The 14,946-nt window shown below is 70.9% G+C and carries 16 protein-coding genes, 1 tRNA gene and 1 pseudogene; 4 read left to right on the top strand and 14 right to left on the bottom strand.

The window, feature by feature from the left end:
* Window positions 1-3: 3 nt before the first annotated feature.
* The gene (locus ACGFNI_RS13390) at window positions 4-942 is read left to right on the top strand and encodes an FAD-dependent oxidoreductase (RefSeq protein ID WP_393683866.1); all 939 of its coding nucleotides are present in this window, start codon (window positions 4-6) and stop codon (window positions 940-942) included.
* Window positions 943-1,035: 93 nt separating this feature from the next.
* Here ACGFNI_RS13390 and ACGFNI_RS13385 read toward each other — a convergent pair.
* From ACGFNI_RS13385 to ACGFNI_RS13370, 4 genes and pseudogenes are all read right to left on the bottom strand, one after another.
* A pseudogene (locus ACGFNI_RS13385) lies at window positions 1,036-2,730 on the bottom strand (mobilization protein); the annotation flags it as partial.
* A complete protein-coding gene (locus ACGFNI_RS13380; protein WP_393683371.1) occupies window positions 2,727-3,200 on the bottom strand; it encodes a plasmid mobilization protein in 474 nt (157 codons plus the stop codon). The pseudogene ACGFNI_RS13385 and the gene ACGFNI_RS13380, both read right to left, overlap by 4 nt.
* 314 nt (window positions 3,201-3,514) lie before the next feature.
* Window positions 3,515-4,738 (bottom strand): DUF3631 domain-containing protein, encoded by a 1,224-nt coding sequence (locus tag ACGFNI_RS13375; protein ID WP_393683370.1) that lies wholly within the window; start codon window positions 4,736-4,738, stop codon window positions 3,515-3,517.
* A 586-nt stretch (window positions 4,739-5,324) separates the two neighbouring features.
* Window positions 5,325-5,555, bottom strand: a complete 231-nt coding sequence (locus ACGFNI_RS13370) for a helix-turn-helix transcriptional regulator (protein WP_393683369.1) — start codon at window positions 5,553-5,555, stop codon at window positions 5,325-5,327.
* 421 nt (window positions 5,556-5,976) lie between these two features.
* On the opposite strand from ACGFNI_RS13370, the gene ACGFNI_RS13365 reads away from it, so the two are divergent.
* Window positions 5,977-6,183: a hypothetical protein gene (locus tag ACGFNI_RS13365; RefSeq protein ID WP_393683367.1), complete on the top strand. Its 207-nt coding sequence runs from the start codon at window positions 5,977-5,979 to the stop codon at window positions 6,181-6,183.
* On the top strand, window positions 6,183-7,421 hold the full coding sequence (locus tag ACGFNI_RS13360) for a tyrosine-type recombinase/integrase (RefSeq protein WP_393683366.1): 1,239 nt from the start codon (window positions 6,183-6,185) through the stop codon (window positions 7,419-7,421). Before ACGFNI_RS13365 ends, ACGFNI_RS13360 begins: the two co-directional genes overlap by 1 nt.
* Window positions 7,422-7,499: 78 nt before the next feature.
* Here the strand turns inward: ACGFNI_RS13360 and ACGFNI_RS13355 are convergent, their stop codons facing one another.
* The 8 genes from ACGFNI_RS13355 to ACGFNI_RS13320 all read right to left on the bottom strand — a co-directional run bounded on the left by ACGFNI_RS13355 (window position 7,500) and on the right by ACGFNI_RS13320 (window position 12,029).
* Window positions 7,500-7,886, bottom strand: coding sequence for a hypothetical protein (locus ACGFNI_RS13355; RefSeq protein ID WP_393683364.1), 387 nt, complete (start codon window positions 7,884-7,886; stop codon window positions 7,500-7,502).
* Window positions 7,887-7,964: 78 nt separating this feature from the next.
* A tRNA-Arg gene (locus ACGFNI_RS13350) sits at window positions 7,965-8,037 on the bottom strand.
* Between the two features lie 304 nt (window positions 8,038-8,341).
* Window positions 8,342-9,235 (bottom strand): alpha/beta fold hydrolase, encoded by an 894-nt coding sequence (locus ACGFNI_RS13345; RefSeq protein WP_393683363.1) that lies wholly within the window; start codon window positions 9,233-9,235, stop codon window positions 8,342-8,344.
* Between the two features lie 196 nt (window positions 9,236-9,431).
* The gene (locus ACGFNI_RS13340; RefSeq protein WP_393683361.1) at window positions 9,432-9,662 is read right to left on the bottom strand and encodes a phosphopantetheine-binding protein; all 231 of its coding nucleotides are present in this window, start codon (window positions 9,660-9,662) and stop codon (window positions 9,432-9,434) included.
* 88 nt (window positions 9,663-9,750) lie between these two features.
* Window positions 9,751-10,653 (bottom strand): phenylalanine 4-monooxygenase, encoded by a 903-nt coding sequence (locus tag ACGFNI_RS13335; protein ID WP_393683360.1) that lies wholly within the window; start codon window positions 10,651-10,653, stop codon window positions 9,751-9,753.
* A gap of 62 nt (window positions 10,654-10,715) precedes the next feature.
* Window positions 10,716-11,339 (bottom strand): tryptophan 2,3-dioxygenase family protein, encoded by a 624-nt coding sequence (locus ACGFNI_RS13330; protein WP_393683865.1) that lies wholly within the window; start codon window positions 11,337-11,339, stop codon window positions 10,716-10,718.
* Window positions 11,340-11,514: 175 nt separating this feature from the next.
* Complete coding sequence (locus tag ACGFNI_RS13325; RefSeq protein WP_393683358.1) at window positions 11,515-11,868, bottom strand: hypothetical protein; 354 nt, start codon at window positions 11,866-11,868, stop codon at window positions 11,515-11,517.
* The gene (locus ACGFNI_RS13320) at window positions 11,865-12,029 is read right to left on the bottom strand and encodes a hypothetical protein (RefSeq protein ID WP_393683357.1); all 165 of its coding nucleotides are present in this window, start codon (window positions 12,027-12,029) and stop codon (window positions 11,865-11,867) included. The genes ACGFNI_RS13325 and ACGFNI_RS13320 overlap by 4 nt, the downstream gene beginning before the upstream one ends.
* Window positions 12,030-12,130: 101 nt before the next feature.
* Here ACGFNI_RS13320 and ACGFNI_RS13315 point away from each other — a divergent pair, with 101 nt between their 5' ends.
* Window positions 12,131-12,790 (top strand): TetR family transcriptional regulator, encoded by a 660-nt coding sequence (locus ACGFNI_RS13315; protein ID WP_393683355.1) that lies wholly within the window; start codon window positions 12,131-12,133, stop codon window positions 12,788-12,790.
* Between the two features lie 4 nt (window positions 12,791-12,794).
* Here ACGFNI_RS13315 and ACGFNI_RS13310 read toward each other — a convergent pair whose 3' ends face one another.
* Both ACGFNI_RS13310 and ACGFNI_RS13305 read right to left on the bottom strand, forming a co-directional pair.
* Entirely contained in the window at window positions 12,795-14,081 is a 1,287-nt protein-coding gene (locus tag ACGFNI_RS13310) for a M6 family metalloprotease domain-containing protein (RefSeq protein WP_393683353.1), read from the bottom strand.
* 47 nt (window positions 14,082-14,128) lie between these two features.
* On the bottom strand, window positions 14,129-14,848 hold the full coding sequence (locus tag ACGFNI_RS13305) for a rhomboid-like protein (protein WP_393683351.1): 720 nt from the start codon (window positions 14,846-14,848) through the stop codon (window positions 14,129-14,131).
* Window positions 14,849-14,946: the final 98 nt, after the last annotated feature.

Here is a 14,946-nt window from a genome sequence, read left to right as displayed (position 1 = left end):
CCCATGGTCGACACATCGTCCCGTACCGGTACTCCCGCCACCTACGACACCGACGTCGTCGTCATCGGCGGCGGACCGGCAGGCTGCGCCGCCGCCCGCATGGCCGCCAGCGTCGGCATGCGCTCGGTCCTGATCGAGCCGGATGTCCTGTGTCGGAACCTCTACCGCATCCCGGCGTTGAACAACGTCCTCGGTGGCTACACCAGCGGCCCCCAGCTCGCCGACTCCATCACCACGGAACTACACCGCACGGAGCTGTGCCGCCTCGAACTCGGCCGACACGTCACCGAACTTCGCGCCGATGAAGCCCACGTGACCGTCGTGGTCGACAGCGCCGACCGCATCACCGCCCCGTACGCCGTCGTCGCCACCGGCGTCGGGCCTCTCCAGCCATGCGACGTCGCATGGATCACCGCCCCCGACGGCCTCACCCTGCCCCCGCTCTGGCAGGCCGAGGCGGACGACGCCGAGGGCCGCACCCTCCTCGTCCTCGGCGGTGACCGCCCGATCGGCACGTTCCTGCGCGCCCACCCGACCATCGATACCCGGCTGCTCGTGGCGTACCCGGAAGCGGATGCGTACAAGGTCGAGGAGGTCCGCGACGACTCCCGCGTCAGGCTGTTGCCCGTCGAGCACCTGACGCTCGCCCGCCGGGACGGCACAGCGATCACAGCGGAAGCAGTGGGCCAGGACGGCGAACGGCAGACGGTCACGGCGGACGCCGCATACCTCAGCATCGGAAACGCGCCGACCGCCCCGCCCGGCGACCTGATCCGCAGCGCCGACGGCTACTGCCTTCCCGCCGACCAGCACCCCCGCCTCATCGTCGCCGGTGACCTGCGCTCCGCCCGCTTCCAACGGATCATGACCGCCCTGGGCTCCGGCAGTGAGGCCGCGCTGCATGCGTACTACGCGGCCAGGGATCTGCTTGCCAGGGGCTGAAATGCATGCCGGCACGGTGTGCTGAGGACGGCGGAGATCTTCGATCCGCAAACGACGGCCGTGGTTCCGTGGTTCAGCGCCGTCGCAGAGTGCCGTTCGCGGGGCTGGTCCCCGTTTGTGCGGGGCGTGCCGGCGGGGCCGTAATCGGGTTGCCTCGTGCGTGCTGGTCCCGCGTATGCCGGGGTCTTCGGGAAGGCCGGCCATCCGCCGCAGTCGCCATACGAGCACGTCGCTGATCCGCTCCGCCGTGCCCAACTCCCTTCGCGAGGCTGCCTGGGTGAGCAGTGCAGTGGGACTGCGGTCGGCGGTCTGGGCGTCGGCGAGGGTGGCTGAGAGGGCGGGCCAACCGGGCTCGGCGAGGGTTCGGTCGGCCAGCTCGGGCAGGGCGTGGCGCACGACGGCGGAGTGATGCTGTTGCAGGGATGGGGCCAGGCGGCGACCTCGCTGGTGGAGCACGGTCATGGGCTGCTCGGCGGCAGCCTGGTAGGCCACGCGCAGATGTTCGGCTGCCCGGTGGGCGGCCTCGGCCTGTTGGGCGTGCTGTTTCCTGGCGTGCCAGTGCGCGGCGGCGATGGCGAGGAAGAACAGCATGTCGATGGCCATTGCCGTGGTGGCGCCGCCCTCGCCTTGGACAGCGGCAGGACCGCTGTGGACGAGGTCGCGGGCGGCTTGGCGCAGGGCGCGGTCGTGGCCGCGTGTGGCGCGGATGTGGGAGCGGGAGGCGCGTTCGAACGCGGCGGCGGCTGCCTGTAGTTCGTGGCGAGTGTGGGCTGCGGAGGTCTTGGCGAGGGCATCGAGGACTTCCCCGGTGGCGGTAATCTGGGCGGCAATGGTCCCGTCGTCGCCGTGGTCGATGACGAGCAGTGCCTGCCAGGCAGCGGTGGTGGTGCTCCGGCGCGCGGCTGCGGGCCCGGTCAGTGACGGCAGGACCCGTTGCGGGGTGCCTTCGTCCGAGGGCTGTGTCCAGCGTTCGCGGATGCGGGGCAAGGACAGGTCCGGGGCGAGCTTGGATCCGGCGTAGAAGACGGGCTCGCCTTTGGCGTTGCGGTCGTCGGGGAGGGCGATGGTATAGCCGAGGGCGTCGCCTGATGGTGCGATGCGGCGCCGGATGAGTAGACCGGCTGCTGAGAGGCGGTCGAAGAATTCCTCCTCGCTCGCCGCACCGGCCACCGAGCGGCGGACCGCCTCGCGGAGTTCTTCGCGCGGGGTGCGTTGCCGGTTGTGGCGTTGGGCATTGTGGCGTTCGGCGCTGGTGGGGCGCTTGGCGGCGGTGCCGTCGCCAGCCGCCACTCGGCGCAAGTCGTAGTCGGCTTCGATGTGGCGGCACTCGGTCTGGGCGCGTTTGGCGGAGCGGTGGTGGTTGGGACGGCGGCCGTCTTCGCGGACGAGGGTGGCGATGAGGTGGATGTGGTCGTCGGCGTGGCGGACGGCGGCCCAGCGGCACCCTGAGCCGTTGCCGGGGTCGATGCCGGTGGCGGCGATGACGCGGCGGGCGATGTCGGCCCATTCGGTGTCGGCCAGGGTGCGGTCGCCGGGGGCGGCGCGGACGGAGGCGTGCCACACGTGCTTGGCGGGGCGTGTGTCGTCGGTGAGGAGGTGCAGGGGTTCGTTCAGGAGGCGGGCGAGGTCGTCGAGGGTGGTGTTCGGGTCGCGGCCGGGGTCGTGGGCGAGGCCGTCGAAGGAAGCGACGAGGTGAGGGTCGGTGTGTTCCTCGCGGCGGCCGGGGCCGTAGAGGTAGGCGAGGAGGCGAGCGGTGTTGCCGCCCTGCTTGTGGATGGAAGGGATCAAGCGGCGGTGCCTTCGGCGTTCGGGGCGGTCATGCGGGTGGTGGTGTGGCGGATGTCTTCGGCGGCACGGTGGACAGCGGCGATGGTGTCCTGCAGGCCGTCGGGGTAGGCGCCGCTATTGAGGGCACAGGCAGCCTGGTTGAGGTTGTTGTTGGCGTGACCGAGCTGGCGCCGGATCGCGAATAGGGCGGTCAGGGTGTCCTGACGGGTGGCGATGGCGGCGGCGGTGCGGTCGAGATCGCGGGCGGCGCCGAGCCCACTGTGGGCGAGGAAGCCAGCGATGCTCATGCCGACGGCTTCGGCGCCCGCGGCGATGATCGTGTGCTCGGTTTTGCTGAGGCGGACGCTGTGCGCACGGCGCTGCGTGCGGGCACGCAGGCGGGGCTTGCCTCGGCGCCGTACCGGCTTCGGACCGCCCCCGGTCGCAGCCCCTTCCTCCCGTGCCCCCTGGCACGGGAGGCTGCCCGCCATTCTCGGGGCGGGCGCGGGTTCGGACACTCCCCCTGTGGGGGAGTGTCCGAACCTCCAACTTGCTCGGTCTGGGGTGGGGGTGGTGGGCATCTTCTGCTGGCCGTTGTCGGGCTCGTGGGGTGGGTTGTGCATGGTGGTGCTCCGGGGTGTGGGTGGGGCGTCGTCACGTCCGTCGCATCCGTTGCATAGCTGGTGAGAGCAGGTACGGACAGGGCCGCAGGTACGGAGTGATCCGTCTTGGCGGGGCGATCCGTCCCCGCACTGACCTGCGCGGGGACGGATGCGACGGAGTGATGTGGCGCCGGGGAGGGTGGTTAGCGAGTGCGCTTGGGGCCGGTGGTGCCGCTGGGCGGGCCGACGGGGCGCGTTCCGGCCGGAGGGGCGGGAGGCTTGCCCTGAGCTGGGCCCCCGGGCGCGGATTCATGCCCGGGGGTGGGTGCCGGTTGGGTGGGGTCGGGGCAGTAGCGGGCCCAGGCGTCGAGGAACTGATTGCGGGCGTATGCCTTGGCCTGCCTGCCCTCCTCGAAGCGGTGATTGGCAGGGCTGATGCCGAAGTCCCGCAGCAGGTTGGCCAGGTGGTAGGCGTTCAGGCCCTTGGTCCCGTACTCGGCCCACGGCGCCTCGGCATCCTGGATCAAGGCGGCCAGCAGGTCCTGGCTGCGCAAAGCCTCCTTGTTGCCGTTCTGTTCGAAGACGCGGCGGATGTCACGCAGCAGGCGGGTCTTCAGGGTGGTCTGCTCGTCCTGGGCCACCTCGTTGTGCGTCATCGCCAGGCAGGCGGCGCGGGCCTGGGTAGACCAGTGGCCGCCGGCCAGGTCGGCGACGATGACCAGCGGCTCCCAGGTGTCCGCGGCGCGGTCCTCGACCGGCATCTGCGGCACCAGGCGGGCAGCGGCACCCCGCAGTGGGGCCAGCCACGCGGTCAGCCGGTCGCGGAGGGCGTTCAGTTCGGGCACGGAGTACCGCGAGCGGAACGGGGCGATCCGCTCGCCCGGCTTGCGCTTCTGCATCCGGAGTACGACCGCCCGGTCCATGATCGTGTCCGGCAGGTCGCCGATCCCGGCCAGTGCGGCCATGGCGAAGGTGGGGAACGCGGTCGGCTTGTGCTCGGGTCCGGAGATCCGCCAGGCAGGCCGGTTGCGCTGGTGCCCGGCGTTCAGCAGGCCGCGCAGGTCCTCCTTGTCTCCGGCCTTGGGTCCGAAGATGGTGTCGGCCTCGTCGACCAGCAGCGTGGGCGGGGTCTTGCCGATGACGCGGAAGACGACGGCCGGGGAGGTGTTCACCGTCATCATCGGCTGGTGCACCGTCTCGTGGAGCACGTCCAGGACACGGGACTGGATGTGGCTGGCCGCCACCCACAGCGTGACCGCGGTCAGCGCCTCGTCGCTCGGCAGCACTACATAACGGCCGATCGCCGCACGCAGGTCATCCAGGAGTGCCGCCCCGTCACCGGCCGTCTCGACGCCGGTCCCGTCGCGGTCCCCGGTCCCCGATCCGCTCTCGGGGACCGTACTCCCGTCCTGCGCGGTCCCCTCCACCAGGCCGTCGGTCCCCAGCGTCTGGTGGGGACCGTGGTCCCCGGGTGAAACGCTCGCGTCTTGGGGACCGGTCCCCAAGACCGGGACCGACGGATGGGGACCAGCGCTCCGGTCCCCTCTCAGGGAGGGTTCCGGTCCCCGCGACCCAGCATGATCCGCAGCATGCGGTTCGGTCCCCACACCGCTAACCTGCCGCTCTTCCCCGCCTGCGGCAATCTGGTCCCCAGTCGGTTCCTCGGTCCGCGCCTCGCCTGCGGGCCGGTCCCCGCCTTCGGTCGGTTGCGGGCCAAGGCCGTGGTGCGGTCGGTCCCCGCTCCGCGCCGCAGGGGACCGCGTGTCTGTCTGGTCCGCGCGGTGCCAGGGGATGCCCTGGCCGGGGACCGCGGCCGTGGGCCACACGGCCTTCGGGGACGGGCTGGAAACAGCGGGGGATGCAGAGTCGTCCATAGGCGCTCCTCTCTGGTGAGGGGCAGGGCGGGCAAGGCCCTGACCCTCACCGGTTCGTTCGTTCAGGCAGGGGCGGCGAATTGGGGGATCTCCGGCTCTCGGCGTTGGCGCGCCGGGGGCCGCACTGTTTGCGCGCAGGTCACGCCGTCAGGTCGTACGCGGACTGGGCGGCGAGCCATTCGTCCACCTCCGGCCAGCGGTAGCGCAGATGGCGGCCGACCTTGAGGGCGTTCGGGCCGATGCGGCGGTGCCGCCACTGGTAGAGGGTTTTCACGGGCACGCCGAGGTAGGCGGCAACGTCCTCCGGCGTGGCCAGCGGGGTGCGGCCCGTACCGCTGGAGGCAGCTGCAAGGTGAGAGGTTCGAGGCATGGGTCTCCTTCACGGAAATAGGGAATGGATACGGTGGCCACGGTTTCCCTGCCGCGCTCAGCGGCATTTTCGGGTATCCCGTGGCCCCGTCAATCGACATATCGCCGACTGGAATAAAACAGTAAACGCAGATCCGCTGTTGATCTTCATCGCCGAGAGGGAGGCAGTGAACTCGTCCGATTCTTGCCGAAAAATCCCTGCCGCGCTGACCCATCCTCCTGAGGGTAAATCGCAAGGTCAGCGGTGTACTGCGGACGTCCGGATGTAGCCACCGCTGGAAGCGGCGCGGAACATAGCACAGAATTTCAGCCTCCCCGAATCGCTTACCCCGCGTCGCGGATCACCGGGCACCGATAAGTTGTGGAGAGTTCTTGAGCTAACTCTTGCCATATCCCGGCAATGGAAGTTACAGCTATCTGTCATGGCAACACGATCCACCGAAATAGGCCCCACGAGAAACCAGGCCACCCGCAATATCGAACACCCACGCCCGACGCGCAGCTTCTCCCGGCACCAGATCGCCGGCGACGACCTCGTCCCCCTCGCCGCCGCCCCGGGCTCCCCGCTCCTGCCGCCGCTTGCGGTCACGGAGCCTGCGGACGCCAATGCCCTCCAGGGGCGTGGCTGATGGCACGAGTCTGGATCGAGGACCGCAATGGGCACACGGCGTACACACAGGCCGTGGCGAAGGCCAAGCGGGCCGGGCGCACCCCTCCCGGCCGCTACCGCGTGCGCTGGTACGCCCCGGACGGCAAACCGAAGATGAAGACCCTGGCCCGCAAGGTCGACGCAGAGGCCGAGCGAACGAGGGTGGAATCCCGCCTCGGCGATGGCACCTACCGTGATCCGTCCGCGGCGCGCGTGAAGCTCGCGGAGGTGGCGGAGTCCTGGCTGGCGGCGCAGGTCCACCTCAAGCGCTCAACCCGTAACCGCTACCGGGGTGTTCTCGACGTCCACGTGATCCCGAAATGGGGCTCCACCCCGTTGGACCGCATCCGCTTCGAAGACGTCTCCGAGTGGCTCGCCGAGATGCTGTCCGGCGACGCGGCGGGCGGCAGGAAGCTCAGCCCCCGCTCGGTCCGCAAGGCGTACGTCGTCCTCAGCCGCGTGCTCGGCTTCGCGGTCAAGTCCCGCCGCCTGGCCTTCAACCCGGCCGCTGGCGTACCCCTGCCCAAGCCGGTGCCGGCCGACCACGTCTATCTCGACGACATGCAGGCCGAGGCGCTGGCCAACGCCGCAGGTGCGTACCGCGTTTTCATCCTGCTGCTTGCCTACACGGGCTTGCGCTGGGGCGAGGCGTCCGCGCTGAAGGTGGGCCGCGTCGACCTCGACGCGTGCCGTGCGCACATCGTCGAGGCGTACGTCGAGGACAACGGCAAGCTCTACCTCGACAGCCCCAAGAACCACGAGCGCCGGTCCGTGCCGATCCCGCGGTTCCTCGTCGAGGAGTTGGAGCCCCACGTCGAGGGGCGGGGCGAGGGCGAGCTGCTGTTTACCGCGCCACAGGGCGGACCGCTGCGTGCGCGCAACTTCCGTCAGCGGTTCTTCGCGCCGGCGGTCACCAAGGCGGACCTCGGCCACCTCAAGCTCACCCCGCACAAGCTGCGGCACACGGCGGCCTCGCTCGCCATCGCCAGTGGCGCGGACGTCAACGTCGTCCAGACCATGCTCGGCCACAAGTCCGCGACCCTGACGCTGGACACCTACGGCCACCTCTTCCCCGACCGCCTCGACGAGGTCTCGAAGAAGATGCACAAGCGCCGCGCCAAGCAACTGGCCAAGGCGAAGGCCAAGCTGGAGAAGGCGGAAAGGAAGGCGCGTGAGGCCGCAGGTGTGGTGGCAGTCCTGGAGGGCGTCGCAGTGTGACGACTGCCCGATCCGTGCCGAGGTACGCAAGGAACTGCCCGACAGAGCAGCGGGCGGCATCTGGCGCCAGGGTGCCGCTCAGCTGTTACTCGGCCTCTGGTTCATGTGCGGTCGCATGAGGGCATCCACTGCCTCGGCAGCGTTGCGCATTGCCACTCGACTGATCTCTTCGGGGACCTTGCGGTCGTCGTAGACGAAGAGACGTCCGTCGACGAGCTGGGTCTTCGGCTGCCAGCCGAGGCGGCGGCCCGCTTCGCGGGCGGCACGCCGTACGTCCTTGAGCTCGCCCATCTCTTCGAGGTCGCTGCTGCTCAGGATCAGCTGCCCGTAGTAGCCCTGGTAGTCGGGCTTCAGCGCAGCCTCCATGAGGCTCTCCAGGCGGTCGACCAGGTTGTCGTAGCGGCGCTTGGCCAGTTCGTCCTTGGCGGGCATCGCGGTACAGCTCCCCCTTGGCGCACACCCCATGTGTGCCAAATCCGTGCCGGAAGCCAGAGGCCCTGTCGCCCCAAGGGGTGACAGGGCCTCTGACCTGCTACTTAAGCGTGCCCCCGGCAGGATTCGAACCTGCGACACCCGCTTTAGGAGAGCGGTGCTCTATCCCCTGAGCTACGGAGGCCGGGGTTTGCAGGAAACCTGGTCGAGGGCTCAGTGGGTGAGCCTTGGCCCGGTTGGGCAAACCCGTGGTCGGACGGTTGGTGCGGCGATCGCCTGGTGTGCTCGGCGAAGGCAGCGGTGGGGAAGCCGACCGACCCCTGACAGGGTAGCGGATGCGTCACGGGCAGATCGCCCCCGTTGCGTCCGGCTCTCTGTTGCCGTGTTTCGGTGCGGCCTGGCGGGGGGCTGGATCTGTCCCGGGGGAGAGGGGGAGGCGGGCAAGGTGGCCGGTTGTTCCTCGCCGGTGCCCCCGGGGGTCGTGCGCCTCAAGCGGACGCCGGTTCCGGGTGGCCGGGGTGGGGGGTCGTGTCGGGTGTGAAGTCGGCGGATTCCAGGGGTTGGTCGGTGAAGAAGCGGAGGAGGAGGTCGGTCATTTCCTGGGCGCGCTCCAGGGCTACCCAGTGGTCCGATTCCGTGAAGCAGACGAAGCGGCTGTCTTCGATGGCGTCGGCGAAGGCTCGCTGGCGGTCGGGGGTGGAGACGGTGTCGTGTTCGCCGCAGAAGACGAGGGTGGGGACGCCGCGCAGGGCACCGGACGGATTGATGGCTTCGGTCGAGCGGTCCAGGGCCTCGAAGGCGTGCGGGGTGCGGGTGATCGCGCGGGCCAGGAGGCGCTTGACGTAGCGGTGCACCAGCTTGCGGTGCCGTACGGTGCGGGTTTCGTCGTGGCAGAGCATGAGCTGGAGCATGTGGTCGAGGAACCCGTCCAGTTCGCCGGCCGCCATTTTGGCTGCGGCCTGGCGCCACAGTGCCAGCTTGTCGTCCGTGGTGGAGGCGGGTACGGCGCCCAGCAGCAGCCGCGCGATGCGGTCCGGGCGGTGCTGGGCGAAGTTGAAGGCGAGGACCGAGCCGAATGAGTAGCCGAAGAGGTTGATCCGGGTGATGCCGAGGTCGTCGATGACCTGTTCCAGCGCGTCGTGCATGACCTCCCAGCCCTGATCGCTGCGCAGCGGGTCGGCGTCGCCGGAGCCGGGCAGGTCGATGCTGATCAGGCTCGCCACGGCCAGTACGGGGGAGTCGAGGTTCTGCCAGCCGTACTTGTCCTGAAGGGCGCCGCCGAGAACGAGCACGGGTTCCGTCCGGGCGTCCGGTTGCCGCAGGAACCGGTAGCTGTACGACAGGCCGTGCGCGCTCAGGCTGCGGATCACTTCTTCGGTCATGGCTCTCCTTGGTCGGTTTCGCGTGGACCGGTGCGGCGGCTTTCCCCCACGGGTGGGGAGAGGGGTGGGGAGCGGCGTTGTGTGGTGTCCGTCGGAAGTCGGCGATGTGGTCACCGCGTGGGCCGGTTGCGCGTGCGGCAGCTCCTGTACCGGGCCGGTCGATTCCGTACCGGAGGAGCGGGTGGGGTGCGGGTGCTCAGGCTGCGGCCGAGTGCACGGCCGCGAGCAGTTCGCCGACGTTGTTCCGTGGGGTCAGCACGGCGTTCTCCAGGTCGACGTCCAGATCTTCCTCGATCAGCAACCGCAGTTCCTCCAGTGCCAAGGAGTCGACGCCGAGGTCCCGCAGGGCGGCTTCGGGGCTGACGGCCTGCCGCGGGACGCCCATTTTCGTCGTCAGGAGCGTGCTGACCTGCTGCGTGATGTCCACTCGTTTTTCCTGTCCTCGTCGCCGGAAGGGCTTCGCCACGCGGAACAACGGCACGGCCGTTCCCTGAGTTACGCCGCCGCGGGAGGGGCTATACGCGCGGCGGGAGGCTGCCGCGGGCGTGCAGCGGGGGCAGGTTCAGGCGGCGGCCGGTGTCCTCGTCGAGGGTTTCGCAGAAGGCGTGCAGGCTGTCCGCGAGGTGCTGGAGGGAGCGGACGGCGAAGTAGCCGGGCTGGTAGCCGACGGCCTGGCAGGGGGTGCGCGTCATCGCGGCGAGGTCCCAGTCGTGGACGGGGGCGGTGGGCAGTCTGCCGAGTTCGCTCGGGGAGGACAGCAGCGCGGCGCCGTACGCCGTGGTGCCCTTGTGTTCCCTGACGACCCCGCACTCCAGGGAGAAGAAGTAGACGCGGTTGAGCAGGTCGAGCGCGTCGGCGCCTTCGAGCCTGGCGGCGGCCCGGCCGATGACGCGGTAGAGGGCGGCGAAGAAGGGGGACGCGAGGTGGGTGCCGTGGCCCAGGACGTCGTGGATGATGTCCGGCTCCGGGGTGTAGCGCGGCATGGCGGGGTGCCGTACGTACTGCACCGCGTAGAAGCTGTCGTCGGCCATCAGGCCGAGGAACCGCTTGGTCGGCACGAACCCGCCCGCCGGTGTCAGGCCGAACCCGGTCAGGGCGTGCAGCCGGTCCGCGACCTGTGCGTGCTGCGGCACTCCGTCGTCCGGGAACGGCGTGGCCTCCCGGGCCTCGCGTACCGCCGTGCAGATCCGGTCCGCACCGGCCGTCCGCAGGGCCGTGTGCACGTGGCGCCAGGTCGCGTGCTCGGCTTCGGTATACGTGACGAAGGGCGCGGGGCGGCCGGGAGGGTGCCCTTCGGCGAGGGCCGCGATGCGGTCGCGCCGCCTCCGGTAGGCCGGGTCGCTCAGGCTCGGGTGGAGCTGCGCGGATCCCGGATCGCCGTCGTCGAAGACCGGTGCGGGGGTCGGCTCGTCGCTCATGGCTTCATCATGGGACCGGGCCGCGGGCCGCGCCGTGCCGCGCGGCCGGGGCGGGATCCGGCTCAGCCGGACGGCTCGGCGCGGGAGCGGAGGTGGGCGAGGCCGGAGCTGCCCGCGGTGCCGGCGTCGTCGCCGATCATCCGCTCGACCAGCAGCAGATGCTGTGCGCGCCACTGTGCGACGGCTTCCTGGACCGACCGCACTGCCACGCGCAGCTCGTCGGCTTCACCGTCCGCCGGTGTCCCGTCGTGGAGCGGCAGGCCCGCGTCCGGCGCGCAGATCTGTGCGAACAGGTGGGAGAACTGGGTGGACTGGCAGCCGCTCGCCTCTCCCAGGAGGTCGCGGAAGGCGGCGAAGCCTGCCGTTTCGAGGTGGTCGAGGATGCTCAGATGGCCGGTCAGCAGGGCGAGCAGCGCGTGTGCGCGCCGGACGGATGCGAGCGCGGCGCCGCCCGCACCCGGTGCTCCCGCCTGGCGTGCGGCGAGCCGCAGCTCGGTCAGCGTCTGCCCGGCGAGGAGTTCGGCCGACTGGTGCACGACGATGAACAGCCGCTCGTCCGCCCACTGTTGTGCCTCGGCCGCCGGGGTGCGGGGGTGCTGGAGCGCGAGCAGCGCGTCGAGGCGGAGGTAGTCGGCGTAGGGGGATTCGGACATGGGGACCTCGCCATGCGCATCGGATGACGGCAGCGGCGGGTGGCCGCGCCGGACGTCTCGGGGGAAGGCTCTGGTGATGCTTCCCTGTCCCGTCGGGGCATCTCGGGCGGATTGGGCCGGTTGGGGGAGGGGCGGGGCCCCAGGGGCGTACGTGCCGTCCGGTGCGTGCCGCCTTCGGAGCGGGGCGGTTCCGGTCCGGGGCGCGGTGTCAGCCCGTGAGGTGCCAGCTGACGGTGCCGTCGGTGGTGACGAGGACGGCGAGGATGACGAGGTCGGCCGCGCCGAGGGCGAGGCCGAGGAGGGCGCGTCCGCGGCGGGTGGTGCGGCGGGCCAGGGCGAGGGCGCCGAGTACCAGGGCGCAGGGGCCCAGGACGACGTTGAACACCAGGGTGCCGAGGAGGCCGAGGACGAAGGAGGCCACGGCCATGCTGTCGGCGTGCGCGCGGGAGGCGGGCCGGGTGGCGTCGGGCCGGGTGGCGTCGGGCCGAATGGCGGAATCCTGGGGCGCGGAAGCGGAGTTGGGGGTTTCGGTCGTGGTCCTGTGGAGCGTGGTGGTGGTCATCGGGACGTCCCCTCGGCCGGGTTGCGGCGTTCACGGAGGTAGAAGACGAGCAGCCAGCCGGTGATGACGGCGGCGGCGATGAGGGTGACCGGGACCGGGAGATGTGCCGCGGTGCCCAGCAGGACCCCCATCAGGAGGAGGGCTGCGACGAGGAGGAGCATGAGCTGCCTTTCCCACTCGGAGGACAGTTGTTCACTCAGTTCCTCCAGTGTAGGGCTCCCGTGAGTGGAGAAGTTCGGAGAACGGTTGTTTACTGGATGACATGAGTCACACCGTGGGAGTCCGTCAGGCCCAGAAGCAGAAGACCCGTCAGGCGCTGCTCGATGCGGCGCTCGGCCTGCTGGCGGAGCAGAGTCTGAGCAGCTTGGGCCTGCGCGAGGTGACGCGGGTGGTCGGCATCGCCCCGACCGCCTTCTACCGGCACTTCCGTGACCTGGGCGAACTGGGCGTCGCGCTGGTCGAGGAGGCGCTGGGCAGCCTGCATTCCATGGTGCGGGCGATCCTCGCCGAACAGGCCGCGGCCGAGGAGCGGATCGACCGTACGGTGGCGGTGGTCGAGCGGCACGTACGCGAACACCCCGCGCACGTACGGTTCGTGGCCCGCGAGCGGCACGGCGGCGTACGGGCCGTGCGGCAGGCCATCGCCGGGGAGCTGGAACGCTTCGGCACCGAGGTCGCCGACGCGCTCAAGACGCAGCCGGTTTCCCGGGGTTGGAGCGATGACGACGTACGGATGCTCGCCGAGCTGTACGTCGACCGGCTGGTGACCACGGCCGCGGTGATCCTGGACGCGGAGGACGCCGGGAGCGCGGAGGGCGAGCGGGAGCGCGCGGTGCGGATGGCGCGCCGGCAGCTGCGGCTGATCAGCATCGGGCGGCAGCACTGGAAGGACGAGGAGAAGGACGGTGGGGGCGCGGCCTAGTGGGTCAGGCGGCGGGTGGCCGTACGCGTATGCGGTAGGTGCCGTTCCGGTTCCTGGTGATGACGCTGACGGCGGCGTGGCTCCGGGGGTCGGTGTAGGTGGCGCCGGGGCGGAAGGCGGCGTCGGTCAACTCGGCGTGTACGTAACGGTTTCCGGTGAGGCAGCCGCCGCTGTGCGGGGTGGCGTCCATGACGCGGAGCGGGCCGCTGCCCGATGCGACGTCGGTGGCGACGCGGTAGACGAGGACGCCGGGGCGGCAGAGCGCGGGATCGAGCGGGCCGCGGGTGCGCGCCTCGGCGACCAGGGCGGTGCGGGCGGACGTCGGCATGACGACGATCTTGGTGCCGCCCGGTGACGGCAGCGGCGTGAGGGTGTGCTCGGCGGCCGGGCCGCCAGGTGGCGCGCACACCACCTGGTTGCCGCCCAGCCAGCCGAGCTTCCATTTGTGCCAGCCGGTGAAGTCGTTGGCGGGGCCCCAGTCCTCGTCCATCGGATCCCAGTGTCCTGCCGCCGGCGGGGCGCCGCGGCCGTCGGTGTAGTAGAGGTCGGGCAGGCCGAAGGAGTGCGCGTTCTCGTGGTTGATGACGCGGAAGGGGCTCGGCCCCGGCTGCCGGCTCCAGATGAACGACGCGTTGCGGAACGGCACGCCGTCGCCGGTACGCAGGCCCAGATCGCTGCCGCTGAAGGTGACGGACAGGACGGTACGGGTCGCGGCCGGGCCCGCGTTGGGCGCGGCGATGACGTTGACGACGTCGTAGTCGCGGAAGTCGACGGAGGCGTCGACGGCCCGGACGACCTCCTGGGAGAGCGCGTGGTAGCCGTCGTCCGACGCCGGGTCGAAGGCGGCACCGCGCCGTATGCCGTACGCGGCGAGTGGCCGCGTCATGTGGAGCCACTTCAGGAGCGGGGCGGGGCGGTAGACGAGCCGGCCGTACGAACTGGTGTGGAAGTACTCGGCCGCTGCGGGGAAGAACTCGGCGAAGCGGGCGCGCGGGGTGATCGTGGCGCGGGCGTCGGGGAAGTCGATGAAGAGGGTGAGCGCCCTGACGGTGCCCTGTGCGCGGGCGTAGCCGTCGGGGGTGGCGGCGGTCTCGGCCACGTTGTCGGTGATGCCGTCCAGGGCGCACGGACCGCTCGGCCGCTCGGCCGCCGACGGGGACGTGGGGCCGTCCGGGGCCTGCGGGCCGGTCGTCGGCGGTGCCGTGGTGGTGGCGGGCGGGCCGCACAGCGCTATGGCGGCGGTCGCCGTGGCCGCGCCGACGGCCAGCGCCGCGGATATGCCCTGCTTCATATGGATCACCCTGCGGCGGGCGGTGGCCGGGCGCGCGGGGGGTTACGTCATACGGCGTCATGGAGGGCCTGCGCGGGCCTCGGCGGCGGCGCGGGGTCGGGGCGCCCGCGCACCAGGGGGTAGCAGGCGAGGCCGATGAGTACGGAGGCGAGATGGCCGATGTCGGTGAAGGTGCGGCCGGTGAGCAGCGGGGCGCCGTGGAAGACCAGGACGCCCAGCACGTAGACGTAGCTCCAGGGGGCGGCGAGGCGGTAGGTGAGGACGGCGATGACGCCGGCCAGGGCGTAACTGACGCCCACATCAAGGGTATTGACGGCCGAGCGTGGTGCGGCGCCGGTGCGGATGGCGAGGGCCAGCGCGGCCTCGCTCAGGTAGGTCGCGCCGATGTGCGCGGTGGCCAGGACGGCGAGCCAGCGGCCGGTGCCGAGCCAGCGTTCGGCGGGCACGTGGACGAGGTTGTAGACGACGAAGTACAGCGGCCAGCCGCCGCCGTCGAGCCATAGAGCGCTGGTGAGCAGGACCCGGACGGGGGAGTGCACCAGGTTGTGGATGTTGGTCGAGCGGTGCTGGAGGACGTGCGTGAGGACGGCGGGGGTGAAGCGGTGCATGATCACCGACGTCACCAGCAGGACGGTGAGCCAGACGAAGGTGCCGGGAGCCCGGCGGAGATACGTCCGGAGGCGGCCGGCGGCGCGACGGAGTGCGCGGGGCCTGGGGTGCGGCAGGAAGCGGGCCCGGAAGACGGTGAATCGGGGCCATCGGCGCATAGCCGACAAATTATCAAGAGGGGGTGGGTGAGGCCGGATGAAGGGCGTGAGTGAATGTGACCCGGGTCACATTCGGGCGGGAAATATCCGGGGACATC

The organism is Streptomyces sp. NPDC048644, assembly GCF_043199105.1.
Lineage (GTDB): Bacteria > Actinomycetota > Actinomycetes > Streptomycetales > Streptomycetaceae > Streptomyces.
This window is presented reverse-complemented; position numbering and strand designations above follow the sequence as displayed.